Below are 25,494 nucleotides of genomic sequence, written 5' to 3'. Positions count from 1 at the left end.
GTCAGTCGGTCCGGTCGCCGGCCGGGTTGAGGTGGGCGGCCCAGTCCTGGAGCGACCGCACCCCGATGTCGCCGCGCCGCATCGCCTCCAGCCCCTGCACGGCGGCGCCGAGGCCCTGGATGGTGGTGATGCACGGGATGTCGGTGAGCACCGCGGCCGTACGGATGTCGTAGCCGTCCGCGCGCGGCGAGCCGCCGCTGGTGGCGCCGTGGGGGGTGTTGATCACCAGGTCGACCTCGCGGTCGCGGATGAGCCCGACGATGGTCCGCTCGCCGTCGGGGCCCTCGCCCTCGGACTGCTTGCGGACCACGGTGGCCTTCACGCCGTTGCGCCGCAGCACCTCGGCCGTGCCCGCCGTCGCGAGGATCTCGAAGCCCATGTCGGCGATCTGCCGCACCGGGAAGATCATGTGCCGCTTGTCGCGGTTCGCGACCGACACGAAGACCGTTCCCGAGAGCGGCAGGGAGCCGTACGCCGCGGCCTGCGCCTTGGCGAACGCGGTGCCGAAGAAGGCGTCGAAGCCCATCACCTCACCGGTCGAGCGCATCTCGGGCCCGAGCAGCGCGTCCACGGTGCGCCCGTCGGCGGTCTTGAAGCGGTCGAACGGCATGACCGCCTCCTTGACCGCGATCGGGGACCCGTCGGCGAGGTGGCCGCCGTCGCCCACGGCAGGGAGCACGCCCGCCGCACGGAGGTCGGCGATCGACTCGCCCAGCATCACCCGGGCTGCCGCCTTGGCCAGCGGGGTGGCGGTGGCCTTGGAGACGAACGGCACCGTGCGCGAGGCCCGCGGGTTGGCCTCGAGGACGTAGAGCACGTCGGAGGCGAGGGCGAACTGGATGTTGAGCAGCCCGCGCACGTCGAGACCGCGCGCGATCGCCTCGGTGGAGCGCCGGATCCGGTCGATCTCCTCGCGTCCCAGCGTGATCGGCGGCAGGGCGCACGACGAGTCGCCGGAGTGGATGCCGGCCTCCTCGATGTGCTCCATCACACCGCCGAGGAAGAGCTCCTCGCCGTCGAAGATCGCGTCGACGTCGATCTCGACCGCGTCGTCGAGGAACCGGTCGACCAGGACCGGCTGACGCTCGTTGATCAGGCCGTTGGCGACGTACTTCTCGAGGTAGGCCTCGAGCGCCGCGTCGTCGTAGACGATCTCCATGCCGCGTCCGCCCAGGACGTAGGAGGGACGCACCAGGACGGGGTAGCCGATCTCGTGGGCGATGCGCTGCGCCTGCGGGTACGACGTGGCGGTGCCGTGCTTGGGCGCCGGGAGGCCCGCGTCGGCCAGGACGCGGCCGAACGCGCCGCGCTCCTCGGCGAGGTGGATCGACTCCGGCGAGGTGCCGACGATCTTCACCCCGGCGTCAGCGAGACCCTGCGCGAGGCCCAGCGGCGTCTGGCCGCCGAGCTGGCAGACGACACCAGCGATCGGGCCGGCGAGCCTCTCGGCGTGCACGATCTCGAGGACGTCCTCGAGGGTGAGCGGCTCGAAGTAGAGGCGGTCGGAGGTGTCGTAGTCGGTGCTGACCGTCTCCGGGTTGCAGTTGACCATGATCGTCTCGTAGCCGGCCTCGGCCAGCGCGAGCGAGGCGTGGACGCACGAGTAGTCGAACTCGATGCCCTGGCCGATCCGGTTGGGACCCGAGCCGAGGATGATCACGGCCTCCTTGCCCTCCGCGCGCGGCTGCACCTCGGTCTCCTCGTCGTAGGAGGAGTAGTGGTAGGGCGTGCGCGCGGCGAACTCGGCGGCGCAGGTGTCGACGGTCTTGAAGACCGGCCGGATCCCGAGCGCGTGGCGTACGCCGCGGATGACGTCGGCGGACAGTCCGCGGATCTTGCCGATCTGCTCGTCGGAGAAGCCGTGGCGCTTGGCCAGGCGGAGCAGCTCCGGGGTGAGCTCGGGGGCGTCGATGAGCTGGACCGCGACCTCGTTGATCAGCGCGAGCTGGTCGACGAACCACGGGTCGATCCTGGTCGCCTCGAAGATCTCCTCGGGCGTGGCGCCGGCCCGGATGGCGTCCATGACCTTCTTGAGCCGCCCGTCGTGCGGGACCGCGATCTCCTCGAGGAGGGCGGCCTTGTCGAGCTCGACGAACTCCTTGTGCCAGTCGAAGGGCGCGTGCTTGCTCTCCAGCGAACGCAGCGCCTTCTGCAGCGCCTCGGTGAAGTTGCGGCCGATGGCCATCGCCTCGCCGACCGACTTCATGTGGGTGGTCAGCGTCGGGTCGGCCTCGGGGAACTTCTCGAACGCGAACCGCGGGACCTTCACCACGACGTAGTCGAGGGTCGGCTCGAAGGACGCCGGGGTCTCCTCGGTGATGTCGTTCTGGATCTCGTCGAGGGTGTAGCCGATGGCGACCTTGGCGGCGATCTTGGCGATCGGGAAGCCGGTGGCCTTCGAGGCGAGCGCCGAGGACCGCGAGACGCGCGGGTTCATCTCGATCACGATCAGGCGGCCGTCGGCGGGGTTGACGGCGTACTGGATGTTGCAGCCGCCCGTGTCGACACCGACCGCCCGGATGATGGCGATCGCGAGGTCGCGCATCTTCTGGTACTCGCGGTCGGTCAGGGTCAGGGCAGGCGCGACGGTGATCGAGTCGCCGGTGTGCACGCCCATGGGGTCGAGGTTCTCGATGGAGCAGACGATCACGCTGTTGTCCGCGCGGTCGCGCATCACCTCGAGCTCGTACTCCTTCCAGCCGAGGATCGACTCCTCGAGGAGCACCTCGGTGGTCGGGCTCGCGGCGAGGCCGGCGCCGCCGATGCGGCGCAGGTCGGCCTCGTCGTAGGCCATGCCGGAGCCGGTGCCGCCCATGGTGAACGACGGGCGGACCACCATCGGGTAGCCGAGCTCGTCGGCCGCTGCGAGCAGGTCGTCCATCGAGTGGCAGATGACGCTCTTCGCGGACTCGCCGCCGAGCTCCTCGACGATCTTCTTGAACTGCTGGCGGTTCTCGCCACGCTCGATGGCCTCGATCGAGGCGCCGATCAGCTCGACGCCGTACTTCTCCAGCACGCCGGCCTTGTCGAGGGCCATCGCGCAGTTGAGCGCGGTCTGGCCGCCGAGGGTGGCGAGCAGCGCGTCGGGGCGCTCCTTGGCGATGACCTTCTCGACGTACTCGGGGGTGATCGGCTCGACGTAGGTCGCGTCGGCGAACTCCGGGTCGGTCATGATCGTGGCCGGGTTGGAGTTGACCAGGACGACCCGCAGGCCCTCCTGGCGCAGCACCCGGCACGCCTGGGTGCCGGAGTAGTCGAACTCGCAGGCCTGGCCGATGATGATCGGCCCCGAGCCGATGACCAGGACGCTCTGGATGTCGGTGCGCTTGGGCATGTCAGGCCCCCTTCCGCTCGGACATGAGATCGCCGAACCGGTCGAACAGGTAGGCCGCGTCGTGCGGGCCGGCCGCGGCCTCCGGGTGGTACTGCACGGAGAAGGACACGAGTCGACCCTCGGCGTCGCGCAGCTCGAGGCCCTCGACGACGTCGTCGTTGAGGCAGACGTGGCTGACGGCGACCTCGCCGAACTCGGTGGTCGTGGAGCCCTCGAGGGGCGCGTCCACGGCGAACCCGTGGTTGTGGGCGGTGACCTCGACCTTGCCGGTCGTGCGGTCCATCACCGGCTGGTTGATGCCGCGGTGGCCGTACTTGAGCTTGTAGGTGCCGAAGCCAAGCGCGCGGCCGAAGAGCTGGTTGCCGAAGCAGATCCCGAAGTAGGGGATGCCGGCGCGCAGGGCCCCCTGCAGCAGCTCGACCTGTCCGGTGGTCGCGGCCGGGTCGCCGGGACCGTTGGAGAAGAAGAGCCCGTCCGGCTCGACCGCCCGCACGTCGTCGAGCGTCGCGGTGGCGGGGAGCACGTGCACCTCGATGCCGCGCTCGCTCATCATCCGCGGGGTGTTGGACTTGATGCCGAGGTCGACCGCCGCGACGGTGAAGCGCTTCGTCCCCTGTGCCGGGACCACGTACGCCTCGCTGGTGCTCACGGCCTCGCTGAGGTTGGCGCCGGCCATCTCCCCGGAGGCCAGGACCCGCTCGAGCAGGCGCTCGGGGTCGGTCTCCGTGGTCGAGATGCCGACGCGCATCGCGCCCCGCTCGCGCAGGTGTCGGGTCAGCGCGCGGGTGTCGACACCGCTGATGCCGACGACGCCCTCGTCGCGCAGGTCGTCGTCCAGGGTGCGCACGCTGCGCCAGTTGGACGGGACCCGGGCGGGGTCGCGCACGACGTAGCCGGCGACCCAGATGCGCGAGGACTCGGTGTCCTCGTCGTTCATCCCGGTGTTGCCGACGTGCGGGGCCGTCATGACGACGACCTGGCGGTGGTAGCTGGGGTCGGTCAGCGTCTCCTGGTAGCCGGACATGCCGGTGGAGAAGACCGCTTCGCCGAAGGTCTCGCCCTCGGCGCCGAAGGACTCACCGCGAAAGGTGCGCCCGTCCTCGAGGACCATGAGTGCCGATCGGGGCGCCAGACGGGTCTGGGCAGGGGCAGGCAGAGCCATGCCGTACCTCCTTCTCCGCCTCACGGGACGGATCGTTAAAGGATGTTCGAGCCGTCGCCGACCCTACCAGCGCCACCCCCGCTGGGCGGCATCGTGTCCAGCGTCAGTCGCGCCGCTCGCAGGCCTCGAACGACTCACCCCGGAGGCATCGATCGGTCCCCCCGCGACCGATGAGCCTGTCCCGTCCCGGACCACCGTCGAGACGGTCGTCGGCGTGCCCGCCGACGAGGACGTCCCGACCGCCTCGGCCGAGCACCGTCACCGGGGCGAGGACGTAGCCGAGGTAGAGCGTGTTGGGGCCGGTGGTGCCGCGCACCCGCCAGCGGTCCCGGGTGCCACGCCCGACCGTCAGGTCCTCGAACCCGTCGAGGGTCCCCAGACTCCTGCCGGCGGTGCCGAAGGTCCCGCTCGCCAGGTCCAGGCGCATCACGAGGCGCGCGTCCTGCTTCCTCCAGGTGCGGGTGCGGAGGATCCCGAGGTCGTCCCGCCCGGCTCCGGCCCGGACCCTCACATCGGCGTCGGCACCCAGACGCAGGCTGACGAAGTCGCCACCCGCCCCGCCGCGGGCCACGAGCAGGCCGTCGACCCCGAGGGCGGCGACCTGGTCACGCCCGCGGGCACCGATCAGGAGGTCGTCGCCCGTGCGGGAGATCAGCACGTCGCTGCCGTCACCGCCGTCCACCCGGTCGTCACCCACGGGCCGGGAGGTCGGTTCGGGCCACTCGGGGGTGTAGGCGCACGTGGTCCCGAAGAACCCGTCCGCGTCGATGACGTCGTCCCCGGCGAGCCCTCGTAGGTCGTCGTCGCCGTCTCCTCCGCACAGGAAGTCCTGTCGTCCGGAGCCGAGCAGCACGTCGTCGTACGGGGTCGCCCGGACGTGGTGGACGCCGTCGACGACCAGGGTGTCGACGCCCTCGGCGACGGCCGTGCCTCGGGTCAGATCGACGGTGACGCCGTGTGGCACCGCGCCGTAGTCGAGGAGCTCCGCCGAGGGGTCGCCCTCGAGCCGCCGCGCGTCCTCGCCGAGGTCGACGTGGTCGTCACCGGGTCCGGGTCGGACGGTGTCGCCGCCCTCGTAGAACAGTCCGTCCTCGGCCAGGAACGTCTCGTCGAGACCTCCGAACAGCCGGTCGGCGCCGTCGCCGCCCTCGAGGACGTCGGCGCCCTCGTCACCACACAGGACGTCGTCGCCGGCGAGTCCCACCAGGAGGTCGTTGCCCGCCAGCCCGGCGACGACGTCCGGGCCCGGGGTGCCCGTGAGCTCGTCGTCCGCAGGTGTGCCCACCAGGGTCGCCACCCGTCCGTCGCAGAGGACCGCACCAGCGTGTGCGGGTGCCTGCACCGACCCCAGGACCACGGTGCCCGCCAAGGCTGCGGCCACGACGACGGCGAGCAAGCCCTGGTGCGTACCCATGGATCCCCCAGGCAGTCGGCACTGATGAGAACGACGATATGCCTTCCGTACGGGGGTGTCTCTAGCCCGACGGGGCCGGTCGGACCGAGCCCTCGTGCCGGGCTGCAGGGGAAGCCGCCACCGCCGAGAGGGTCAGCTCCCGGCCGGTCCAGCGCCGTCGCAGCCACCGGTCGTGCGAAGCCAGGACGACCGCGCCCGGAGCCGTGCCGAGCGCCTCCTCGAGCTCACCGGCGAGGGCGAGCGAGACGTGGTTGGTCGGCTCGTCGAGCAGGAGCAGGTCGGGTGCGGCGGCGATCGCGACCGCGAGGCCGAGGCGACGGCGCTGGCCCACCGACAGGGCGCCGACCGGCGTGCGGTGGTCCCGTGGGTGGAGCAGCCCGAGGTCCCGGAGCCGCGGCGCATCGCGGAGCCCGCCCACCGCGCGGTCGTACGTCGCCAACGCGGATCGTGACGGGTGGGTGACGTCCGGGTCCTGGGTGAGCTCGCGCACCGTGCGCGCCGACACCACCACGGTGCCCGCGGTCGGTGACAGCCGGGACGACAGCACGCCCAGCAGCGTCGACTTGCCCGAGCCGTTGGGCCCGGTCAGCAGCAGGTGCTCGCCCGCCGCGAGGTCGAGCCGGTCGAGCCGCATGCGGCCATCGACCTCGACGTCGCGGACCTGCACCAGCCTGCCCGTCCCGGCTCTCGTGAGGTCGCCGCGGAAGGCCATCGGCGCAGGCGGCTTGCGGACCTGCTCCCGCTCGGCCACCTCCAGCCGTCGCTGGGCGTCCTTCTTGCGGCGCGCGAGGGTCTGGTCCACGCGGCCGCCCTTGAAGGAGTAGATGAACTTGTCGCCGTCGGTGGGACCGCGGTCGTGCGCGACGGCACCCGTGCCGATCCTGGTCGCGGCGCGCAACCGCGCGATCTCCTCCTGCTGCGCGGCGTACGTCTCCTCCCACCGTCGCCGGGCGTCGGCCCGGGCCGCCTCGTAGGCGCTCCAGCCTCCGCCGAACCGCCGACCGCCGCTGCCGTCGGTGCCCAGGGCGCCGGCATCGAGGTCGACGAGGTCGGTGCACGCGTCGTCGAGCAGGACGCGGTCGTGGCTGGCGAGCACCACCACCCCCGGTAGGTCGCGCAGGAAGGCGGTCAGCACGTCGATCGCGTCGTCGTCGAGGTGGTTGGTCGGCTCGTCGAGCAGCAGGCAGGCGGGCCGCGTCGTCATGATGGTGGCGAGGGCGAGCCGCGTGCGCTGGCCGCCGGAGAGCGTGCGGACCACCCGCGCGGGATCGAGCGCCGACAGGCCCAGCCGCTCGGCCGCGACGGTCGCCCGCCGATCGGCGTCCCACGCGTCATGGGCGACCGCGAGCTCCAGGGCGCGCTCGTACGCCGCGTCGCCCCCGGCGGTGCCGACCTCGGCGGCCAGGCGCTCGACCTCGGCGACGGCGGTGCGCAGCGGCGCGAGCGTCATGGCCAGCACCTCCGCGACGGTCGCGCTGTCGCGGAACGGCGGTTCCTGGCCGAGGAGCACCAGGTCGTCCGGTGCGGTGACCGAGCCGGAGACGTGCGCATGGGCGGGCAGGCGACCGGCGACCGCGCGCAGCAGGGTCGACTTCCCGGCGCCGTTCTCGCCGACGAGCCCGATACGGCGACCGGGCTGGGCCAGCAGGTCGACGCCGCCCAGCACCGTACGGTCCGGGTAGGTCACCGAGAGACCGGTGACGACGAGGGGCGCGAGCACGGAGGGAGAAGCGGAGCTGACTGACATGCGGAGGTCCTTCGACGACTGAGGGGACTCGCCGGGCCTGTGGGCACACTGGTGCGCCGCCGCGGACGCGAGTCGGGTCAGTCCTGGATCCACATGATGACCAACAGCCTAGACGGGTGGGGCCGGACGGCCCACCGATTTCCCGCGCCGGACTGGCACGCTGGCGCCATGCGCGTCGTCGAGATCGATCAGGCCGTCCGCGAGGTGCGGGAGCACTGCACCTCCCCCGAGGGTCCCCGGGTGGTGACGAGTGGCAACTTCGCCTCGCCCGTCCCACTCCTCGGTCCACTGCTGGCGGAGCTCCCGGCCGCCCGGCTGCACGCCCTCAACGCGCAGCGCGACCTGCCCATGCACGACGGGGTGGTCCCCGAGACGACGTTCGTCGGCCCGGGCTTCCGCCGGCACCCGCGGCTGTCCTACGTGCCCTGCCGGTTGTCGATGGTGCCGCGGCTGTTCCACGGGCCGCTCGCCCCGGACGTGGTGGTCGTCCACACGACGACCCCGCGCGACGGCCAGGTGTCGCTCGGCCTCGAGGTCAACGTGCTGCCCGCGGCGATCGAGGCGGCACGCGAGCGCGGTGCCCTCGTGGTGGCCCAGCTCAACCCGCGGATGCCGTGGACCTTCGGCGACGCAGTGGTGTCGCTGGACGACATCGACCTCGGGGTCGAGATCGACGCCCCGCTCACCACGCACGTCGCCCGTCCGCCCAGCGACGACGCCCGCTTGATCGGGTCACGGGTCGCTGCCGAGATCGGCGACGGAGCGACCCTCCAGGCCGGCATCGGCGAGGTGCCCGACGCCACCATCGCCGGTGTCCTGGAGCGGCGTGGCCTCAGGATCTGGACCGAGATGTTCAGCGACGGCGTCCTTGTGCTCGAGGAGGCGGGCGCCCTCGACCGCGGCACCCCGGTGCGGACGTCGTTCGTGTTCGGCAGCCAGGAGCTCTACGACTGGGTCGACGACAACCCCCGGGTCCGGATGCTGCGCACCGAGACGACCAACTCCCCCGCGGCGATCGCCCAGCAGCCGGCGATGACGTCGATCAACACCGCGCTCCAGGTCGACCTCTTCGACCAGGCCAACGCGTCGCGGATCGACGCGCGGATCTACAGCGGCTTCGGCGGGCAGACCGACTTCACCGTCGGTGCCAGCCACTCACCGGGCGGCCGGGCCTTCATGGCGCTGCGCAGCTGGCACCCGCGTGCCGACGTCTCGACGATCGTGCCGCTGGTGGACGAGCCGGTGACGTCGTTCCAGCACGGAGCGGTCGTCACCGAGCAGGGCGTCGCCTGGATGTGGGGGCGCAGCGAGCGCGACCAGGCTCGGAACCTCATCGAGCACGCCGCCCACCCGAGCGTCCGCGACGACCTGTGGGAGGAGGCGCGGGCCCTCGGGCTCGCCTGAGACGGGCGGACCTCCGTTGGCGCCTCAGACGACGAAGACGCAGAACACGTGCCCGGCGGGGCTGGCGTACGCCCGGAGCGGCTCGTCCGGGTCGTCGGTCCGGTCGAGCCGGAGCTCGCCGCCGAGCTCCAGCACCCTCTCGTGGACGGCGTCGAGCGCCGTGCGCGAGGGCACCGTCGTGTCGAGGTGCGAGACGGACGGGTGGCCGGGCTCCGGCCAGCTGCTGGCGGTCAGCTCCTCCACCTGCTGGACCGCGAGGCAGCGGCGGCCGTCGGGGTGGGTGAGCACCAGCCAGTCGGCCTCGTCGGGACCGTCGGCGGGAAGCTCGTCACCTGGCCGGTAGGCGAGGCCAAGCAGGTCGCGCCAGAACTCCGCCTCCACGCGCACGTCGACGGCGTCGAGGACGGTGTGGAGCAGCTGCGGGACGGCGGGCGGGAAGTCGCTCACGTCGCGACCCTACGTCGTGCCACGATGCGTCGATGACCACGCGCCCCGCCTGGATCCAGGTCTTCCTCGACACCCCGGCCGACCGGTTCGAGGAGGCTCTGGCCTTCTGGTCAGCGGTCACCGGCTGGCACCCGTCGGAGCGCCGGGGCGAGGACGGCCACTTCCTCACGCTGGTGCCCGGGCACGGCCCGGGGTACGTGAAGATGCAGGCCGTGGCCGGCCCCGCCGGTGGGCACCTCGACCTCGACTCCGCGGACCGCCCGGCCCTGGTCGCGCGGTCCCGGGCACTGGGCGCGACGACGGGCTGGACCTACCACGACGTCGAGGTGGCGCGCTCCCCCGGCGGCCTGACCTTCTGCCACACCCTCGTCGACGGCGAGCCGACCCTGGTCCGGGACGGCAGCACGATCCTCGACCAGGTCTGCCTCGACATCCCGTCGTCATCGTGGGACGCCGAGGTCGCGTTCTGGCAGGCACTGACCGGACGCGAGCCCGAGGTCGGCACACTGCCCGAGTTCGTACGCCTCGTCGAGGACGGCCGCGTGCGGTTGCTCCTCCAGCGCCTGGACGAGGAGGACGGCCCCGTCCGCGCCCATCCCGACCTCGCCACCTCGGACCGGCGGGCCGACACCGCCCGGCACACGGCGCTGGGCGCGAGGGTCCGCGCCGAGCACGACCACTGGACGGTCCTCGAGGCTCCGGGCGGTCAGGTCTACTGCCTCACCGACCGTGACCCGGCGACCGGCCGCGCGGTGTGACGGACCCCACGGGGCGCTCCGGCCGCAGGATGCGTACTGTCGGTATGTGAACTCACGCTCCCGCGTCCTGCCAGCCGTCCTGACCGCTGCGTCGCTCGTCGCCGCGCCCGTCGCCGGCGGCTCCGCCCCGGCGCACGCCGGCGGCCTCACCGTGCCGGTGCAGTGCGAGATCGGCGCCGAGACGGTGCTGGCCTGGGACGACGTCACCTACGAGCTGCGCGGCACCTGCGGCGTCGTACGGGTCACCGCCGACGGCGCCACGGTCACGATGCCCGCCGCCACCCGGCTGGTGGTCGAGGGCAGCGCCAACGCCGTCACGGCCAAGTCGCTGTACGACCTGCAGGTCCACGGCACCGGCACGACCGTCACCACCCCGTCGGTCACCACCCTCGTCGTCTCCGGCGCAGGGTCGCGCGTCGAGGTGACGGGTCTGGTCGAGCGCGCCGAGCTGAGCAGCACGGGGTCCTCGCTGAGCGCCGACACCGTCAACGTGCTGCGGCTCCGCGGCGCGGACGGCGTGACCGCCCGGAAGGCCTACCGCACCCGCGTCACCGGGTCGGACAACGTGGTGCGGTTCCGGCGCAGCGACCGCCTCGTCCTGACCGGCGACCGCAACGCGGTCGTCGTCGAGCGCGGGCGTACGACCGTCCGCGACCGCGGGGAGGGCAACGCCCTGGACCTGCGGCCGCGCCGGCGACGCTGACCCACATCGCGCATCAGTCGCGCGTAGACGCGCGGGCGGAAGTCCGGCGACCCGGTCCAGGGCACGCTCAGCGCGCCGCAGCGCGCGTGGTTCTGTCCGCGCGTCTACGCCGCCGACCTCACGCGAGCGCGCCGTCGCGGACCGTCATCCGCCCGGCGTACACCGTGTGCACCACCCGCGAGCTGAGGCTGCGGCCGTGCCAGGGGTTGTTGCGCGACAGCGACGCCGAGGCGTCGCGGTCGACCGTCACCGAGGCGTCCGGGTCGACGAGGACGAGGTTGGCGGGGTTCCCCGGGGCGAGCGGCCGGCCCTGGCCGGCCAGCCCGGCGATCCGGGCCGGGGCCACCGACATGACCCGCGCGACGTCCGCCCAGGACAGGTCCGGCAGGGCCGTACGGACGACGCCGAGCGCGGTCTCGATGCCGAGCATCCCGAACGCGGCGTCGATGAAGGCGTGCTCCTTGTCGTGGCGGGCGTGCGGGGCGTGGTCGGTGGCGACGGCGTCGATCGTGCCGTCGACGAGCGCAGCGCGCAGGGCCTCGACGTCCTCCTGCGGGCGCAGCGGCGGGTTGACCTTGTAGGTGGGGTCGTAGCCGACGAGCAGGTCGGTCGTGAGCAGCAGGTGGTGCGGCGTGACCTCCGCCGTCACCGAGATCCCCTGGGCCTTGGCCCAGCGGAGCACCTCGACGGATCCTGCGGTCGACACGTGGGCGACGTGCACCCGCGACCCGGTGTGCCTCGCGAGCATCACGTCGCGGGCGACGATGACCTCCTCCGCGATGCCGGGCCAGCCGGGCAGGCCGAGTCGACCGGAGAGCTCGCCCTCGTGGCAGCACGCGGCGGGACCGGCCAGCGAGGGGTCCTGCGAGTGCTGCGAGACGACCCCGCCGAACGCCTTGACGTACTCCAGCGCCCGCCGCATCACCCGAGCGTCGTGGACGCACTTGCCGTCGTCGGAGAACACCGTGACGCCCGCGCGCGAGCGGTGCATCAGCCCGAGCTCGGCGAGCTCCTCGCCGCCGAGTCCGCGGGTCACCGCGCCGACCGGCTGGACGTGCACCAGGCCGGCCTCGCGGCCGAGCTCCCACACCCGGGTCGCGGCCTCGGCCGTGTCGGTCACCGGCGAGGTGTTCGCCATCGCGAGGACGGCGGTGAAGCCACCCAGTGCGGCGGCCTGCGAGCCCGTCAGGATGGTCTCGGCGTCCTCGCGGCCCGGCTCGCGCAGGTGCGTGTGCAGGTCGACGAGGCCGGGGAGCGCCACGAGGCCGTCGGCGTCGACGGTCTCCGCCCCGCTGGGCGCGGTGTCGACGAACGTGCCGGTGTCGTCGATGAACAGGTCAGTGGTCTCCTCGCCGAGCAGCGAGGCCCCCTTGATCACCAGCGACATCAGGCAATCCCTCCTTCGGGCTCTCCGGCAAGCAGGTGGTAGAGGACGGCCATCCGGATCGCGAGCCCGCTGGAGACCTGCTCCAGCACGACCGACTGCGCCGCGTCTGCGGCATCGGCGGCGATCTCGAGGCCGCGGTTCATCGGGCCGGGGTGGCAGATCGGCACGTCCGGCTTGAGCAGGGCGAGCCGGTTGCGCGTCAGTCCGTAGCCCACGGCGTACTCCCGCACGCTCGGGAAGAACGCCCCCGACATCCGCTCCCGCTGGACGCGCAGCATCATCACGGCGTCCGCGTCGGGCAGCACGGCGTCCAGGTCGTACGACGTCTCGAAGCCGGCAGCGGCCGACCACGCGCCGATGCCGCTCGGCATCAGCGTCGGCGGGGCCACGACGGTCACGCGGGCTCCGAGGCGGGTGAGGCACTGGACGTTGGACCGGAAGACGCGGCTGTGGGTGAGGTCGCCGATGATCGCGACGTGCCGGCCCTCGAGCGAGCCGAGGTGCCGCTGGAGCGTGTAGGCGTCGAGAAGCGCCTGGGTGGGGTGCTCGTGCATCCCGTCGCCGGCGTTGACCACCGCCGCGTCGACCCACTGGCTCACCTGGACCGCAGCGCCGCTGGCAGGGTGGCGGATCACCAGGCCGTCGACGCCCATCGCGCACACGGTCAGCACGGTGTCGCGCAGGCTCTCGCCCTTGGACGCGCTCGAACCCTTGGCGCTGACGTTGATCACGTCGGCCGAGAGCCACTTGCCGGCGATCTCGAACGACGAGCGGGTGCGCGTGGAGTCCTCGAAGAACATGTTCACGACCGTGCGACCACGCAGCGCCGGCAGCTTCTTGACCGCGCGGCCCTGCACGTCGTGCATGTCGGCGGCGGTCTCGAACAGCTGGAGGATCTCGTCGGTGGAGAGGTCGTCGATGGAGAGCAGGTGCTTCACGAGATGGTCACCTCGTCCGTGCCGTCGACCTCGCTGAGCCGCACGCTGACGCGCTCGGCGAGGGCACTGGGCAGGTTCTTGCCGACGTGGTCGGCGCGGATCGGCAGCTCGCGGTGACCACGGTCGACGAGGACCGCCAGGCGTACGGCCGACGGGCGGCCGAGGTCGGCGAGCGCGTCGAGGGCGGCGCGGATCGTGCGGCCGGAGAACAGGACGTCGTCGACCAGCACGACGACCTTGCCGTCGATGCCGCCCGACGGCAGTGCGGTGCGGTGGGCGCGCCGGGTCGGCTGCGAGCGCAGGTCGTCGCGGTACATCGTCACGTCGAGCTCGCCGACCGCGACCGGAGCGCCCTCGACGGCGGCGATCTTGTCGGCGATCCGCCTCGCGAGGGGTACGCCGCGGGTGTGCAGGCCGAGCAGCACCAGGTCGGTGGCGCCCTTGTTGCGCTCGAGCAGCTCGTGCGAGATCCGGGTCAGGGCCCGGGAGATGTCACGGGCGTCGAGCACCGTGCGGTCGGTGCGAGCCCCCCGCGCGCTGGCGGCGTCGGGACTGGCAGCTTCGGTGCTGACTTCTTCGGGGGCAGGCATCTGCGCGCCGGACCTCCTTCTCCGCCTCACGGGACGGCTCGTTAAAGGATGTCGATCGGGGCGACCCTAGCAGTCAGGGTCCGGGGCGTAGTGTCGACAGTGGCCGGTACTCCCCGACCCCTCAGGTCAGGACGGCACCATGGGAATCGGTTACGCCGCCGCCTATCGCGCAGGGATCACTCCGTGGGAGAAGGCCGGCCGCAGCGGCCTCCCGGTCCTCGAGCGCCTCCTCGACCGGGAAGAGGCCGCCCGTCCCGAAGGCCGCCGCCGCGCCATCGACCTCGGTTGCGGACGCGGGGCCCACACCAAGCTCCTCGTCGACCGTGGCTGGGACGCGATCGGCGTCGACGACGTGCGCTGGGCGGTCGACGTGGCCGTGCGACGCAACGGCCTCGACGACGCCCGGTTCGTCATCGGCGACGTACGCCACCTCGTGCACTCCGGGGTCGGCTCGTCCTTCGACCTCTTCCTCGACGTCGGGTGCTTCCAGTCCCTCGACGACGCGGGCCGGACCCTGATGGCCGGTGGGATCACCGCCCTCGCCGAGCCGGACGCGACCGTCCTGCTGCACGCCCAGGCACGGCGTCCGTGGCGCCTCGGCGGGCGAGGCGCCGACCGGACCGACGTGGAGCGGGCGTTCCGCGGCTGGACGATCTCCGAGGAGATCGCGGACGACGCCTCCGCCGCCCGCCACGGCACGTGGTACCGGCTCACCCGACGCTGATCCGCCCTCAGCGCTCCAGGATCGCGACGACGCCCTGGCCGCCCGCGGCGCAGATGGAGATCAGTGCGCGACCCTTGCCCTTCTCGGCGAGCAGCTTCGCCGCCACCGGCAGGATCCGGCCACCGGTCGCGGCGAACGGGTGGGCCGCGGCGAGCGAGGAGCCGTTGACGTTGAGCTTGTCCCGGTCGATCGCTCCCAGCGGGGCGTCGAGGCCGAGGCGCTCCCGGCAGAACACCGGGTCCTCCCACGCCGCCAACGTCGACAGCACCTGCGAGGCGAACGCCTCGTGGATCTCGTAGAAGTCGAAGTCCTGCAGGGTCAGGCCGTTGCGCTCCAGCATCCGCGGCACGGCGTACGCCGGGGCCATCAGCAGTCCCTCGTGGCCGTTGACGTAGTCGACCGCTGCGGTCTCGGCGTCGACGAGGTGCGCCAGCACGGGGAGGCCGTGCTCCGCCGCCCACTCGTCACTGGACAGCAGCACCGCGGACGCGCCGTCCGACAGCGGCGTGGAGTTGCCGGCGGTCATCGTGGCGGCGGCGCCCCTGCCGAAGACCGGCTTGAGCGTGGCGAGCTTCTCCACCGACGAGTCGGGGCGCATGTTGTTGTCGCGCTCCACGCCGCGGAACGGCGTGACCAGGTCGTCGTGGAAGCCCTCGTCGTAGGACCGGGCGAGGTTGTGGTGCGACCGGGCGGCAAGCTCGTCCTGCGCCTCGCGGGTGACCCGCCACTCGAGCGCGGTGAGCGCGGCGTGCTCGCCCATCGACAGCCGGGTGCGCGGCTCGCCGTTCTGCGGGATGGCGAGGCCGATGTCGCCGGGGCGGATCGAGCCGAGCGCCTTGAGCCGCGACGCGGTGTCCTTGGCGGAGTTGACCTTCATCAGCTTCTTGCGCAGCTTGTCGCTGATCGCGACCGGCGCGTCCGAGGTCGTGTCGGTGCCACCGGCGACGCCGGCGTCGATCACGCCGAGCGCGATCTTGTTGGCGACCTGGATCGCCGCCTGGAGGCCGGTGCCGCAGGCCTGCTGGATGTCGGTCGCCGGGGTCTCCGGGGCCAGCCGCGAGCCCAGGACCGCCTCGCGGGTGAGGTTGAAGTCGCGCGAGTGCTTGAGGACGGCGCCGGCGACGACCTCGCCGAGACGCTCGCCGCGCAGCTCGAAGCGGTCCACGAGCCCGTCGATCGCGGCGGTGAGCATCTCCTGGTTGGACACCCCGGCATAGACGGAGTTGCTCCGTGCGAACGGGATGCGGTTGCCGCCGAGGACGGCGACGGGACGAGTGGCGGGCTGCATGTCCATATCCTTGCCGGTGAGGTGCTTCACGCCAACCGTGTGAGGGGCACGTCACGAAATGTGGACTCTGAGTTGCACACAGAGTTACATGACTCCGACCGCCGCACTACCGGAAGGCTCCCGCCCCATGAGCGACCGCTACCAGGGCTTCGCGTCCACCTCGATCGGCCAGCTGCTCGTCAAGAACCTCGGCCTGCCCAACCCGACCGCGCTCGAGCGCTGGTCGGGCGGGGACGTCCTCGTCGACGGGCTCGTCGTGCTCGGCGGGGAGGGCCGGCTCACCGAGGCGCTCCCCCGCACCCTCGATGGGCTCGGCATCGCCTCGGCGACGACCCTCGAGGACGGCGTCCGCGCCAAGGCCCTCGTGTTCGACGCGACCGGCATCACCGACACCGCGGGCCTCGTCGCGCTCCAGGAGTTCTTCACCCCGCTCATGCGCCGGCTGGAGACCTGCCCTCGCGTCGTCGTGATCGGCACGCCGCCCGAGCAGCGCACCGGCTCCGAGCGCGTCGCGCAGCGCGCGCTCGAGGGCTTCACCCGCAGCCTCGGCAAGGAGATCGGCCGCGGTGGCACCGTCCAGCTCGTGTACGTCGCGCCCGCCGCCGACGGCGCCATCGCGTCCACGCTCGCCTTCCTCCTCTCCCCCAAGTCGGCGTACGTCTCCGGCCAGGTCGTCCGGATCGGCGTCCACGGGGCGAGCACCACCGACGAGGTCGGCGACTGGACCCGTCCCCTGGCCGGCAAGGTCGCCCTCGTCACGGGCGCGAGCCGCGGCATCGGCGAGGAGATCGCCCGGGTGCTGCACCGCGACGGCGCCACGGTCGTCGGCGTCGACGTGCCGCAGGCGGCGAGCGAGCTCCAGACGCTCATGGGCGAGCTCGACGGCGACCACCTCGTCCTCGACATCACCGCCAAGGACGCGCCGCAGCGGATCGCGCACCACCTCAGGGAGCACCACGGAGGCGTCGACGTCGTCGTGCACAACGCCGGCATCACCCGCGACAAGAAGCTCGCCAACATGGCCGAGGACCGCTGGAACAGCGTGATCGCGGTCAACCTCACCGCCCCCGAGCTGATCACCCGCGAGCTGCTCGACGCGGGCGTGCTCAACGCGGGCGGGCGGATCATCGGCGTCGCCTCGATCGCCGGCATCGCGGGCAACGTCGGGCAGACCAACTACGCGACCTCCAAGGCCGGCGTCATCGGCCTCGTGGAGAGCCTGCGCGACGAGCTCGACAACGGCATCACGGTCAACGCCGTCGCGCCGGGATTCATCATCACGCAGATGACCGCCGCCGTCCCGTTCGCGACGCGCGAGGTCGGGCAGCGGCTCAACGCGATGTCCCAGGGCGGCCTGCCGGTCGACGTCGCCGAGACGATCGCGTGGTTCGCCAGCGCCGGCTCGGGGGCGGTCAACGGCAACGTGGTGCGCGTGTGCGGCCAGATGATGCTGGGCGCCTGATGCCGGCCGCGCCTCCGCCCGCCAAGACCCTCGACGGCGAGCCGGGCAGGCTCGGCACGCTGGTCCGCGCGGCGCTGCCGGTCGTACCCGGGGTCAACCAGCTGCCCGGTGTCCGCAAGGGCTCCGCCCGCGACTTCGCCGGCCTGTCCTACCGCCGCGAGCAGGTCGTCGCCGAGCGCGACCGCGTGGACGCGTACGCCTCCGTGTGCGGCTTCCCGCGGCGCGACACGGTGCCGGTGACCTTCCCGCACATGCTGGCATTCCCCCTGCACATGGCGATCATGGGCGACCCGGCGTTCCCCTACCCCGCGATCGGGATGGTGCACGTCGAGAACGCGATCACCGCCCACCGTGCGATCGGCGTCGGCGAGGCACTCGACGTGACCACGGCCGTCGGCACGGCGCGACCTCACGCCCGCGGGGTGCTCCTCGACTTCGTGACCACCGTGACGGCGGACGGCGAGACGGCCTGGGAGTCCACCTCGACCTACCTGCGTCGCGGCCGCACGATCGAGGGAGACGTCACGCCCGGCCTCGAGGTCCCCGACCCGCCGACCGGTGGCGTCGAGTGGCGCCTGCCCGCCGACCTCGGGCGGACGTACGCCTCGGTGTCCGGCGACGCGAACCCCATCCACCTCTACCCGCTGACGGCGAGGGCGCTGGGCTTCCCCCGCCAGATCGCGCACGGCATGTGGACCAAGGCGCGCTCGGTCGCGGCCATCGAGAACCGGTTGCCCGACGCGGTGACCGTGGAGGTCGCGTTCAAGAAGCCGGTGTTCCTGCCGGGCACGGTCGCCTTCGCGGCACGCCCGGACGACGCCGGCTGGACCTTCGCGATGACGAGCCCGAAGGACGGCTCACCGCACCTGCTGGGGCGTACGACCCCCGCCTGAACGCGATATCTGAGGACGCCACGAACGGGATGAACCGGATTCCCGTTCACCACGTCCTCAGATATCGGGCACTGCTGCTATGCGCGGCCGTCGCGCAGCCGGATCAGGCCCTCCTGGGCGACGGTGGCCACCAGCTCGCCGGACTGGGTGAACACCCGCGCCAGGGCCAGGCCGCGCGCTCCCCCGGCGAACGGGGAGAACTGGTCGTAGAGCCACCACTCGTCGGCACGGAAGGGCCGATGGAACCAGATGGTGTGGTCCAGGGACGCCGGCTGGAGCCGCGGCGAGGCGATGTGGATGCCGTGCGGCACCAGGGCAGCGCCGAGCAACGTGAGGTCGCTGGCGTAGGTGAAGGCCGCCTGCTGCACGGTGGCGTCGTCGGCGAGGGTGCCGTCGACCTTGATCCACAGCCGGGCGCGCGCCGCGTGTTCCGCGTCCTCGGGCAGGCCCTGCCCGGTGATGCCGACGTGGCGGATGTCCAGCGCCGCCCACTCGCGCTCCCAGTGCTGGGCCGCCTCGGGACCGCGCTCGCGCGCGAGGTCGACGAGCGGCATGCCCTGGTCGGGCCCCGGCACCTCGGGCATCCGGTCCTGGTGCTCCAGCCCCGGCTCGGGGACCTGGAAGTTGGCGGTCATGTAGTAGATCGGGCGGCCGTGCTGGCGCGCGGAGACCCGGCGCGTGACGAACGACCGCCCGTCGCGGATGCGCTCGACGTCGTAGACGATCGGCACGGTCGTGTCGCCCGGGCGCAGGAAGTAGGAGTGGAGCGAGTGCAGGACGAAGTCGCCGTCCACGCTGCGGGTCGCCGCCACGACGGCCTGCGCGGCGACCTGGCCGCCGAAGACGCGCTGGCGCTCGGTGCGGGCCTGCGCGCCGCGGAACAGGTCGACCTCGAGGCGCTCGAGGTCGAGCAGGCTGGCGAGCTGTGCGGACGTCCCGGCCATCAGCGACCGCCCCAGCCGGACGTGTCGTCGTCGCTGTCCTTGGGGCGGTCGTCGAGGTCGGCGAGGAACGCCTCGAAGGCGCTGCCGATCTCCTCCCCGGTGGGCAACGGCTCGTCGGCCGACAGGAGCGAGGACCCGCTGGCCTCGGCCTCGCGGAAGGAGTCGTACTGCTGCTCGAGCCCGCGCACGACGTCGCCGACCTCGTCGTGGCTGGCGAGGTAGCGATCGACCTCGGTCTCGGTGATCTCGGCGGCCTCGCGCAGCTCGCCGAGGTCGATGGTCAGGCGCCCGCCGATCTCGAGGTGCTCGAGCAGCACGAGCGCGGCCTGCGGGTACTCCATCTGGGCGAGGTAGTGGGGGATGTGCGCCACGAAGCCGAGCGCATCGAGGCCCCACTCCCCCAGCCGCACCTCGAGCAGCGCCTGCGCGCTGGCGGGGACCCGGAGCTCGCCCTGCCACGGGCTCTCGCCGGGGACCAGCTCGGGGCGGTTGGCGTGGGGGGTGATCGCGATCGGACGTGTGTGCGGGACCGCCATCGGCACGGCACCGAGGCTCACGGTCCGGGAGACGCCGAAGTGCTCGACGACCTCGCGCACGGCGCGGGCGAAGCCCTCCCAGCGGGTGTCGGGCTCGGGGCCGGCGAGCAGGAGGAAGGGGGTGCCGCCGGTGTCGCGCAGCGCCCGGACGACCAGCCGGGGCGCCTCGTAGTCGGCGTAGTGGTCGCGGACGAAGGTGATCGGCGGGCGCCGGGCGCGGTAGTCGTGGAGCGCGTCCACGTCGAAGGTCGCCACGACCTTGCCCTCGGAGAGGTCCGCGAGGTGCGCGGCGGCGAGCTCGGCCGCCTTGCCGGCGTCGAGGAACCCGGTCAGGACGACCACCAGCGTGAGGTCACCGGCGTCGGCCAGCACCTCGGCATCGTCGACGATGTGCACGAGTCGGTCGGCCATGCCGCAAGCCTAGGGCGTACGGGGAGGTGACCCGACACACACCCGCCCGTGTGGGCAGGCGTTGTTACTCAGGGGTAACGTGATCTCGCCCTGTCCCCCGCATTCCCTGGGAGTAGCCAGTGTCCCGTCCCCAGCGTGAGGTCGTCTTCGTCGACGGCGTGCGCACCCCGTTCGGCAAGGCCAAGGGCCAGTACGCCGAGACGCGCGCCGACGACCTCGTCATCAAGAGCATCCGCGAGCTGATGCGTCGCAACCCGTCCCTCCCGCCCGAGCGGGTGGACGAGGTCGCGATCGCCGCCACCACCCAGATCGGCGACCAGGGCCTCACCCTGGGCCGTACGGCGGCGCTGCTCGCCGGCCTGCCGCAGAGCGTGCCCGGCTACTCCATCGACCGCATGTGCGCCGGCGCCATGACCGCGGTGACCAACACCGCGTCCGGCATCGCCTTCGGCGCCTACGACGTGGCCATCGCCGGCGGCGTCGAGCACATGGGGCGCCACCCCATGGGCGAGGGCGTCGACCCCAACCCGCGCATCCTGTCGGAGCGGATCGTCAACCCCGACGCCCTCGTGATGGGCAAGACCGCGGAGAACCTGCACGACCGCTACCCCACGATCACCAAGGAGCGCGTCGACGCCTACGCCGTGCGCAGCCAGCAGAAGACCAAGGCTGCCTACGACGCCGGCAAGATCCAGCCCGACCTCGTCCCGGTCGCGACCCGGTCGGCCGACGCCGGCTGGGGCCTGGCCACGATCGACGAGCCGATGCGCCCCGAGACGACCCTGGAGTCGCTCGCCGCGCTCAAGACGCCGTTCCGCTCGCACGGCAACGTGACCGCCGGCAACGCGGCCGGCATCAACGACGGCGCCACGGCCGCGCTTCTCGCCGACGAGGAGACCGCGCGGGAGCTCGGCCTCCCGGTCAAGATGCGCCTGGTGACCTACGCCTTCGTCGGCGTGGAGCCCGAGGTGATGGGCGCCGGACCGATCCCGGCCACCGAGAAGGCCCTCAGGCTCGCCGGCCTGGGCATCGACGACATCGAGGCCTTCGAGGTCAACGAGGCCTTCGCCGTGCAGGTGCTGGCCTTCCTCGAGCACTACGGCATCGCCGACGACGACCCGCGGGTCAACCCCTACGGCGGCGCGATCGCGATGGGCCACCCGCTGGCCTCGTCCGGCGTACGCCTGATGAACCAGCTCGCGAGGGCGTTCGAGGAGCGTCCCGAGGTCCGCTACGGCCTCACCACCATGTGCATCGGCATCGGCATGGGCGGCACCGTGATCTGGGAGAACCCGCACTGGACCGGCGCCACCGACTCGAACGGAGAGAACAAGTGAGCACCGACATCTTCGAGCGCGCCCAGGCGATCGTGTCCGACGCCGAGCGCGTCACCCGGGCCCACCTGCGCACGGTCTCGCTTCCCGGCGCGACCTTCGGCCTGATCACCCTCGACAACGGCGAGGACCACACCAAGCCCAACACGTTCGGCCCGGGCTCGCTGCTCGCGCTCAACGAGGCGATCGACGCGGCCCTGGCCGATGACTCGATCGACGCCATCGCGGTGACCGGCAAGCCGTTCATCCTCGCCGCGGGTGCCGACCTCACCTCGATCCAGGGCGGCGGCCCCGACGCCGTGCGGATCGTCGCCGAGCTCGGCCACGCGGTCTTCCGCAAGCTGGGCGAGGGCGGCAAGCCGTCCTTCGGCCTCATCAACGGCCTCGCCCTCGGCGGCGGCCTCGAGGTCGCGCTGCACTGCACCTACCGCACCGTCATGGACTCCGCCCCCGCACTGGGCCTGCCCGAGGTCATGCTCGGCCTCGTGCCCGGCTGGGGCGGCGCGTGGCTCGTGCCCAACCTCGTCGGCGCCGACAAGGCCGTCACGCTGATCCTCGAGAACCCGCTCAACCAGGGCAAGACCCTCGGCGGGCAGGCGGCGTACGACTTCGGGCTGGCCGACGCCGTCTTCAACGGTGCCGACTTCCTCGAGCAGTCACTGCTCTGGGCGGCCTCGGTGCTGCGCGGCGAGACCGTCGTCGAGCGTCCCGAGGTCGACCGCGGCGAGGCCTGGGACGCCGCGATCGCGCGGGCCGAGGGCATCGTCGCCACCAAGACCGGTGGCGCCTCTCCGGCCGCGGCGAAGGCCGTCGAGCTCATCGCGGCGGCCCGTGACTCCGACCGCGACGCCGGCTTCGCTGCCGAGGACGCCGCGCTCGAGGCGATGTCGCAGACCGCGGAGCTGCTCGCGTCGCTCTACTCCTTCGACCTGGTGCAGAAGCGTGCCAAGCGACCTGCCGGCGCGCCCGACAAGTCGCTCGCCCGTCCGGTGACCAAGGTCGGCATCGTGGGCGCCGGCCTGATGGCCAGCCAGCTCGCGCTGCTCTTCGTACGCCGCCTCGAGGTGCCGGTCGTGCTGACCGACCTCGACCAGGAGCGCGCCGACAAGGGCGTCGCCTACGTGCACGCCGAGATCGACAAGCTGCTCGCCAAGGGCCGGATCAACCAGGACAAGGCCAACCGCCACAAGGCGCTGGTCTCCGGCGAGACCGACAAGCAGGTCGCGTTCGGCGACGCCGACTTCGTCATCGAGGCCGTCTTCGAGGAGATGTCGGTCAAGAAGACGGTCTTCGCGGACGTCGAGAAGGTCGTCAGCAGCGAGTGCGTGCTCGCGACCAACACCTCGTCGCTGTCGATCACCGAGATGGCCGCCGACCTCGAGCACCCCGAGCGGGTCGTCGGCTTCCACTTCTTCAACCCCGTCGCGGTGATGCCGCTGCTGGAGATCGTGAAGGGCGACGCCACCGACGACGCGACGCTCGCCACCGCGTTCGCCACCGGCAAGGCGCTGAAGAAGACCTCGATCCTGGTCAAGGACAGCCCGTCCTTCATCGTCAACCGCCTGCTGGGCCGTTTCATGAGCGAGGTCGGACGCATCGTCGACGAGGGCACGCCGGTGTCCGTGGCCGACAACGCCTTCGCCGGCATCGCGCCGATGCCGCCGTTCGTGCTGCTGTCGCTGGTCGGCCCGGCGATCGCGCTGCACAACAACGAGACGCTGAAGGGCGCGTTCCCCGACCGCTTCTACGTCTCCCCCGCCCTCGAGCGGATCGTGGCGGCCCGCAAGCCGGCCTACTACGGCCCCGACGGCAACCTCGACCCCGAGGTCGAGGCCATGCTGGAGAAGCCGGCCTCGCCCGTGGTCCTCACCACCGAGGAGGTCCGCGACAAGACGCTGTCCGGGCTTGCCGAGGAGGCCCGCCTGATGCTCGACGAGGGCGTCGTCGCGGCCCCGCAGGACATCGACCTGGCCATGATCACCGGAGCCGGGTTCTCGTTCTGGAACGGTGGGCTGACCTTCATGCTCGACGTGAAGGGCATCTCGGAGAAGGCGACCGGCAAGCGGTTCCACTGATCCACTGATGACCCGCTGAGCGTTGGGGCGGTGTCGCAGCCACATTCCGTACGCCTGGAACGTGGCTGGGGCACCGCCCCTCGGCACGTCTGCGACGACACGCCCGCGGGCGGTGGGTGAGCCACATTCCGTACGCCTGAAAGGTGGCTGGGGCACCGCTCTCAGGTCGGGTGGTCCAGCCCCACGCCGGGGCGACGTCCACCAGGTCGGATCTCTGCCATGCTGGACGTCGTCCGTCGTCGTCAGCCGGGAGGCACCGTGAGCCAGGAACTCGACCACGCCGAGCAGCAGCGCGGCGGCTTCAGCTCGCGCAAGGTGTTCATCCTCGCCGCGATCGGCTCCGCCGTCGGCCTCGGCAACATCTGGCGCTTCCCCTACGTCGCCTACGAGAACGGCGGCGGGGCGTTCATCCTCCCCTACCTCATCGCCCTGCTCACCGCGGGACTGCCGTTCCTGCTGCTCGACTACGGCCTCGGTCACCGCTACCGCGGCTCAGCGCCGCTGTCGTTCCGGCGGGCGCACCGGGCGGCGGAGGGCCTGGGCTGGTGGCAGGTGGGCATCTGCTTCGTCATCGCGGTCTACTACGCGGCCGTGATCGCGTGGGCCGCCCGCTACGCGCTCTTCTCCTTCGACAAGGCCTGGGGCGACGACCCCGAGGGCTTCCTGTTCGGGTCCTACCTGCAGGCCGGCGATCCCGGGATCGGCCTCGACTTCGTCAGCGGCGTCACCGTCCCGCTGGTGCTGGTCTGGGTGGCGGTCCTGGCGATGATGGTGCTGGGCGTGCAGAAGGGCATCGGGATCGCGTCCGCGATCTTCATCCCGATCCTGTTCGTCGCGTTCATCGCGCTCGTCGTCGTCGCGCTGACCCTCGACGGCGCCACCACCGGCCTCGACGCCCTGTTCACGCCCGACTGGAGCGCCCTCACCGAGACCAGCGTGTGGATCGCGGCCTACGGGCAGATCTTCTTCTCGCTCTCGGTCGGCTTCGGCATCATGATCACGTACGCCTCCTACGTCGGCCGTCGCAGCGACATGACCGGCTCCGGCTTCGTGGTCGGCTTCGCCAACTCGGGCTTCGAGCTCCTGGCCGGCATCGGCGTGTTCGCCGCCCTCGGCTTCATGGCGACCGCGGCCGGAGTTGGCGTCGACGAGGTGGCGACCGACGGCCTCGGCCTCGCCTTCATCGCCTTCCCGGCGATCATCAACGAGGCCCCCGCCGGGGCGCTGATCGGCGTCCTGTTCTTCGGCTCCCTCGTGGTGGCCGGGGTGACGTCGCTCGTGAGCGTCATCGAGGTCGTCATCTCGGCGGTCCGCGACAAGTTCGAGATGACGCGCACCGGAGCCTCGCTCTCCGTCGGCGTGCCTGCGGCGGTCATCAGCATCACCCTGCTCGGCACCACGACGGGCGTCTACGTCCTCGACATCGTCGACCACTTCATCAACCGCTTCGGGATCCTCCTCGTGGCCGTGGCGAGCATGCTCGCCCTCGCCTGGGTGTTCCGGAGGACCGGCCTGCTGCGCGACCACCTCAACCGGGACGGGTCGGTCACGCTCGGGCGTACGTGGGAGGTCCTCATCAGCGTGGTCGCCCCGGCCGCGCTGGTCTTCATCCTCGTCAACGAGCTGGTCGACAACATCCAGGTCCCCTACGAGGGCTACCCGACCTGGATGCTCAACACGCTCGGCTGGGGCCTGGCCGCAGCCGTGCTCGTGCTCGGCTTCGTCGCGGCACGCCTGCCGTGGCGCGCGAGCACCCCACTCGACGACCCCGAGGTCGTCGCCGCGCAGGACGAGAGGAGCTCCTGATGTCCGCAGCAGCCGTCGTCATGATGCTGATCGCCATGACCGTCCTGTGGGGCGGTCTGGCCGTCGCGATCTGGAACATCAACCGCTATCGCGGCGAGGAGCCGGGATCGGTCCAGCGGGACCTGTGACACCCCTGG

General features: G+C 72.1%; 21 protein-coding genes. 10 read left to right on the top strand and 11 right to left on the bottom strand.

The genetic code is table 11. The features are described 5' to 3' along the window. Nucleotide 1 precedes the first annotated feature (1 nt). The 4 genes from carB to AC57BS_RS19680 all read right to left on the bottom strand — a co-directional run bounded on the left by carB (nt 2) and on the right by AC57BS_RS19680 (nt 7,657). The gene (gene carB / locus AC57BS_RS19695) at nt 2-3,334 is read right to left on the bottom strand and encodes a carbamoyl-phosphate synthase large subunit (RefSeq protein ID WP_496413140.1); all 3,333 of its coding nucleotides are present in this window, start codon (nt 3,332-3,334) and stop codon (nt 2-4) included. 1 nt (nt 3,335) lies between these two features. Then, entirely contained in the window at nt 3,336-4,496 is a 1,161-nt protein-coding gene (gene carA / locus AC57BS_RS19690) for a glutamine-hydrolyzing carbamoyl-phosphate synthase small subunit (RefSeq protein WP_496413139.1), read from the bottom strand. A 103-nt stretch (nt 4,497-4,599) separates the two neighbouring features. Continuing rightward, nucleotides 4,600-5,910: a calcium-binding protein gene (locus tag AC57BS_RS19685; RefSeq protein WP_496413138.1), complete on the bottom strand. Its 1,311-nt coding sequence runs from the start codon at nt 5,908-5,910 to the stop codon at nt 4,600-4,602. A 61-nt stretch (nt 5,911-5,971) separates the two neighbouring features. Further along, nucleotides 5,972-7,657: an ABC-F family ATP-binding cassette domain-containing protein gene (locus tag AC57BS_RS19680; RefSeq protein ID WP_496413137.1), complete on the bottom strand. Its 1,686-nt coding sequence runs from the start codon at nt 7,655-7,657 to the stop codon at nt 5,972-5,974. A gap of 240 nt (nt 7,658-7,897) precedes the next feature. On the opposite strand from AC57BS_RS19680, the gene AC57BS_RS19675 reads away from it, so the two are divergent. Next, nucleotides 7,898-9,061, top strand: coding sequence for an acetyl-CoA hydrolase/transferase family protein (locus tag AC57BS_RS19675; protein WP_496413234.1), 1,164 nt, complete (start codon nt 7,898-7,900; stop codon nt 9,059-9,061). A gap of 24 nt (nt 9,062-9,085) precedes the next feature. Here the strand turns inward: AC57BS_RS19675 and AC57BS_RS19670 are convergent, their stop codons facing one another. Further along, the gene (locus tag AC57BS_RS19670) at nt 9,086-9,508 is read right to left on the bottom strand and encodes a VOC family protein (protein WP_496413136.1); all 423 of its coding nucleotides are present in this window, start codon (nt 9,506-9,508) and stop codon (nt 9,086-9,088) included. A 32-nt stretch (nt 9,509-9,540) separates the two neighbouring features. Between AC57BS_RS19670 and AC57BS_RS19665 the strand changes: the two genes are divergently transcribed. Together AC57BS_RS19665 and AC57BS_RS19660 are read left to right on the top strand one after the other, a co-directional pair. Further along, nucleotides 9,541-10,266: a VOC family protein gene (locus AC57BS_RS19665; protein WP_496413135.1), complete on the top strand. Its 726-nt coding sequence runs from the start codon at nt 9,541-9,543 to the stop codon at nt 10,264-10,266. Nucleotides 10,267-10,312: 46 nt separating this feature from the next. Further along, entirely contained in the window at nt 10,313-10,969 is a 657-nt protein-coding gene (locus AC57BS_RS19660) for a DUF3060 domain-containing protein (protein ID WP_496413134.1), read from the top strand. Nucleotides 10,970-11,087: 118 nt separating this feature from the next. Here the strand turns inward: AC57BS_RS19660 and AC57BS_RS19655 are convergent, their stop codons facing one another. The 3 genes from AC57BS_RS19655 to pyrR are packed head-to-tail and all read right to left on the bottom strand — an operon-like array spanning nt 11,088 to nt 13,884. Beyond that, nucleotides 11,088-12,356 carry a dihydroorotase gene (locus AC57BS_RS19655; RefSeq protein WP_496413133.1) on the bottom strand — a complete coding sequence of 423 codons (1,269 nt, stop codon included), beginning with the start codon at nt 12,354-12,356 and terminating at the stop codon, nt 11,088-11,090. Then, nucleotides 12,356-13,294 (bottom strand): aspartate carbamoyltransferase catalytic subunit, encoded by a 939-nt coding sequence (locus AC57BS_RS19650; RefSeq protein ID WP_496413132.1) that lies wholly within the window; start codon nt 13,292-13,294, stop codon nt 12,356-12,358. The genes AC57BS_RS19655 and AC57BS_RS19650 overlap by 1 nt, the downstream gene beginning before the upstream one ends. Continuing rightward, nucleotides 13,291-13,884: a bifunctional pyr operon transcriptional regulator/uracil phosphoribosyltransferase PyrR gene (pyrR, locus tag AC57BS_RS19645; protein ID WP_496413131.1), complete on the bottom strand. Its 594-nt coding sequence runs from the start codon at nt 13,882-13,884 to the stop codon at nt 13,291-13,293. Before pyrR ends, AC57BS_RS19650 begins: the two co-directional genes overlap by 4 nt. 139 nt (nt 13,885-14,023) lie before the next feature. On the opposite strand from pyrR, the gene AC57BS_RS19640 reads away from it, so the two are divergent. After that, nucleotides 14,024-14,608, top strand: coding sequence for a class I SAM-dependent methyltransferase (locus AC57BS_RS19640; RefSeq protein ID WP_496413130.1), 585 nt, complete (start codon nt 14,024-14,026; stop codon nt 14,606-14,608). Between the two features lie 7 nt (nt 14,609-14,615). Here the strand turns inward: AC57BS_RS19640 and AC57BS_RS19635 are convergent, their stop codons facing one another. Further along, on the bottom strand, nt 14,616-15,896 hold the full coding sequence (locus AC57BS_RS19635) for an acetyl-CoA C-acetyltransferase (RefSeq protein WP_496413129.1): 1,281 nt from the start codon (nt 15,894-15,896) through the stop codon (nt 14,616-14,618). A gap of 127 nt (nt 15,897-16,023) precedes the next feature. On the opposite strand from AC57BS_RS19635, the gene AC57BS_RS19630 reads away from it, so the two are divergent. Further along, the gene (locus AC57BS_RS19630) at nt 16,024-17,358 is read left to right on the top strand and encodes a 3-oxoacyl-ACP reductase (RefSeq protein ID WP_496413128.1); all 1,335 of its coding nucleotides are present in this window, start codon (nt 16,024-16,026) and stop codon (nt 17,356-17,358) included. After that, nucleotides 17,358-18,251 (top strand): MaoC family dehydratase, encoded by an 894-nt coding sequence (locus AC57BS_RS19625; RefSeq protein WP_496413127.1) that lies wholly within the window; start codon nt 17,358-17,360, stop codon nt 18,249-18,251. Before AC57BS_RS19630 ends, AC57BS_RS19625 begins: the two co-directional genes overlap by 1 nt. Before the next feature lie 77 nt (nt 18,252-18,328). Here AC57BS_RS19625 and AC57BS_RS19620 read toward each other — a convergent pair whose 3' ends face one another. After that, a complete protein-coding gene (locus AC57BS_RS19620) occupies nt 18,329-19,195 on the bottom strand; it encodes an acyl-CoA thioesterase (protein WP_496413126.1) in 867 nt (288 codons plus the stop codon). Next, nucleotides 19,195-20,142: a proteasome assembly chaperone family protein gene (locus AC57BS_RS19615; protein WP_496413125.1), complete on the bottom strand. Its 948-nt coding sequence runs from the start codon at nt 20,140-20,142 to the stop codon at nt 19,195-19,197. Before AC57BS_RS19615 ends, AC57BS_RS19620 begins: the two co-directional genes overlap by 1 nt. 119 nt (nt 20,143-20,261) lie before the next feature. Between AC57BS_RS19615 and AC57BS_RS19610 the strand changes: the two genes are divergently transcribed. From AC57BS_RS19610 to AC57BS_RS19595, 4 genes are all read left to right on the top strand, one after another. Further along, nucleotides 20,262-21,479 (top strand): thiolase family protein, encoded by a 1,218-nt coding sequence (locus tag AC57BS_RS19610; RefSeq protein WP_496413124.1) that lies wholly within the window; start codon nt 20,262-20,264, stop codon nt 21,477-21,479. After that, a complete protein-coding gene (locus AC57BS_RS19605; RefSeq protein ID WP_496413123.1) occupies nt 21,476-23,551 on the top strand; it encodes a 3-hydroxyacyl-CoA dehydrogenase NAD-binding domain-containing protein in 2,076 nt (691 codons plus the stop codon). The genes AC57BS_RS19610 and AC57BS_RS19605 overlap by 4 nt, the downstream gene beginning before the upstream one ends. A gap of 258 nt (nt 23,552-23,809) precedes the next feature. Next, nucleotides 23,810-25,357 (top strand): sodium-dependent transporter, encoded by a 1,548-nt coding sequence (locus AC57BS_RS19600; RefSeq protein WP_496413122.1) that lies wholly within the window; start codon nt 23,810-23,812, stop codon nt 25,355-25,357. Then, the gene (locus tag AC57BS_RS19595; protein ID WP_135840093.1) at nt 25,357-25,485 is read left to right on the top strand and encodes a methionine/alanine import family NSS transporter small subunit; all 129 of its coding nucleotides are present in this window, start codon (nt 25,357-25,359) and stop codon (nt 25,483-25,485) included. The genes AC57BS_RS19600 and AC57BS_RS19595 overlap by 1 nt, the downstream gene beginning before the upstream one ends. Nucleotides 25,486-25,494: the final 9 nt, after the last annotated feature.

This window comes from Nocardioides sp. BGA-UO-ETr-FS32, from assembly GCF_059567905.1.
The sequence above is the reverse complement of the archived record's forward strand: the minus strand, read 5'-3'. Positions and strand labels throughout refer to the sequence as shown.

Excerpts from the sequence above, each read along its gene's own strand:
- pyrR (WP_496413131.1), bottom strand. The coding sequence starts at position 13,884 with ATGCCTGCCCCCGAAGAAGTCAGCACCGAAGCTGCCAGTCCCGACGCC.
- AC57BS_RS19625 (WP_496413127.1), top strand. The coding sequence starts at position 17,358 with ATGCCGGCCGCGCCTCCGCCCGCCAAGACCCTCGACGGCGAGCCGGGC.
- AC57BS_RS19615 (WP_496413125.1), bottom strand. The coding sequence starts at position 20,142 with ATGGCCGACCGACTCGTGCACATCGTCGACGATGCCGAGGTGCTGGCC.
- AC57BS_RS19640 (WP_496413130.1), top strand. The coding sequence starts at position 14,024 with ATGGGAATCGGTTACGCCGCCGCCTATCGCGCAGGGATCACTCCGTGG.
- AC57BS_RS19680 (WP_496413137.1), bottom strand. The coding sequence starts at position 7,657 with ATGTCAGTCAGCTCCGCTTCTCCCTCCGTGCTCGCGCCCCTCGTCGTC.
- AC57BS_RS19620 (WP_496413126.1), bottom strand. The coding sequence starts at position 19,195 with ATGGCCGGGACGTCCGCACAGCTCGCCAGCCTGCTCGACCTCGAGCGC.
- AC57BS_RS19665 (WP_496413135.1), top strand. The coding sequence starts at position 9,541 with ATGACCACGCGCCCCGCCTGGATCCAGGTCTTCCTCGACACCCCGGCC.
- AC57BS_RS19635 (WP_496413129.1), bottom strand. The coding sequence starts at position 15,896 with ATGCAGCCCGCCACTCGTCCCGTCGCCGTCCTCGGCGGCAACCGCATC.
- AC57BS_RS19685 (WP_496413138.1), bottom strand. The coding sequence starts at position 5,910 with ATGGGTACGCACCAGGGCTTGCTCGCCGTCGTCGTGGCCGCAGCCTTG.
- carB (WP_496413140.1), bottom strand. The coding sequence starts at position 3,334 with ATGCCCAAGCGCACCGACATCCAGAGCGTCCTGGTCATCGGCTCGGGG.
- carA (WP_496413139.1), bottom strand. The coding sequence starts at position 4,496 with ATGGCTCTGCCTGCCCCTGCCCAGACCCGTCTGGCGCCCCGATCGGCA.
- AC57BS_RS19595 (WP_135840093.1), top strand. The coding sequence starts at position 25,357 with ATGTCCGCAGCAGCCGTCGTCATGATGCTGATCGCCATGACCGTCCTG.
- AC57BS_RS19630 (WP_496413128.1), top strand. The coding sequence starts at position 16,024 with ATGAGCGACCGCTACCAGGGCTTCGCGTCCACCTCGATCGGCCAGCTG.
- AC57BS_RS19655 (WP_496413133.1), bottom strand. The coding sequence starts at position 12,356 with ATGTCGCTGGTGATCAAGGGGGCCTCGCTGCTCGGCGAGGAGACCACT.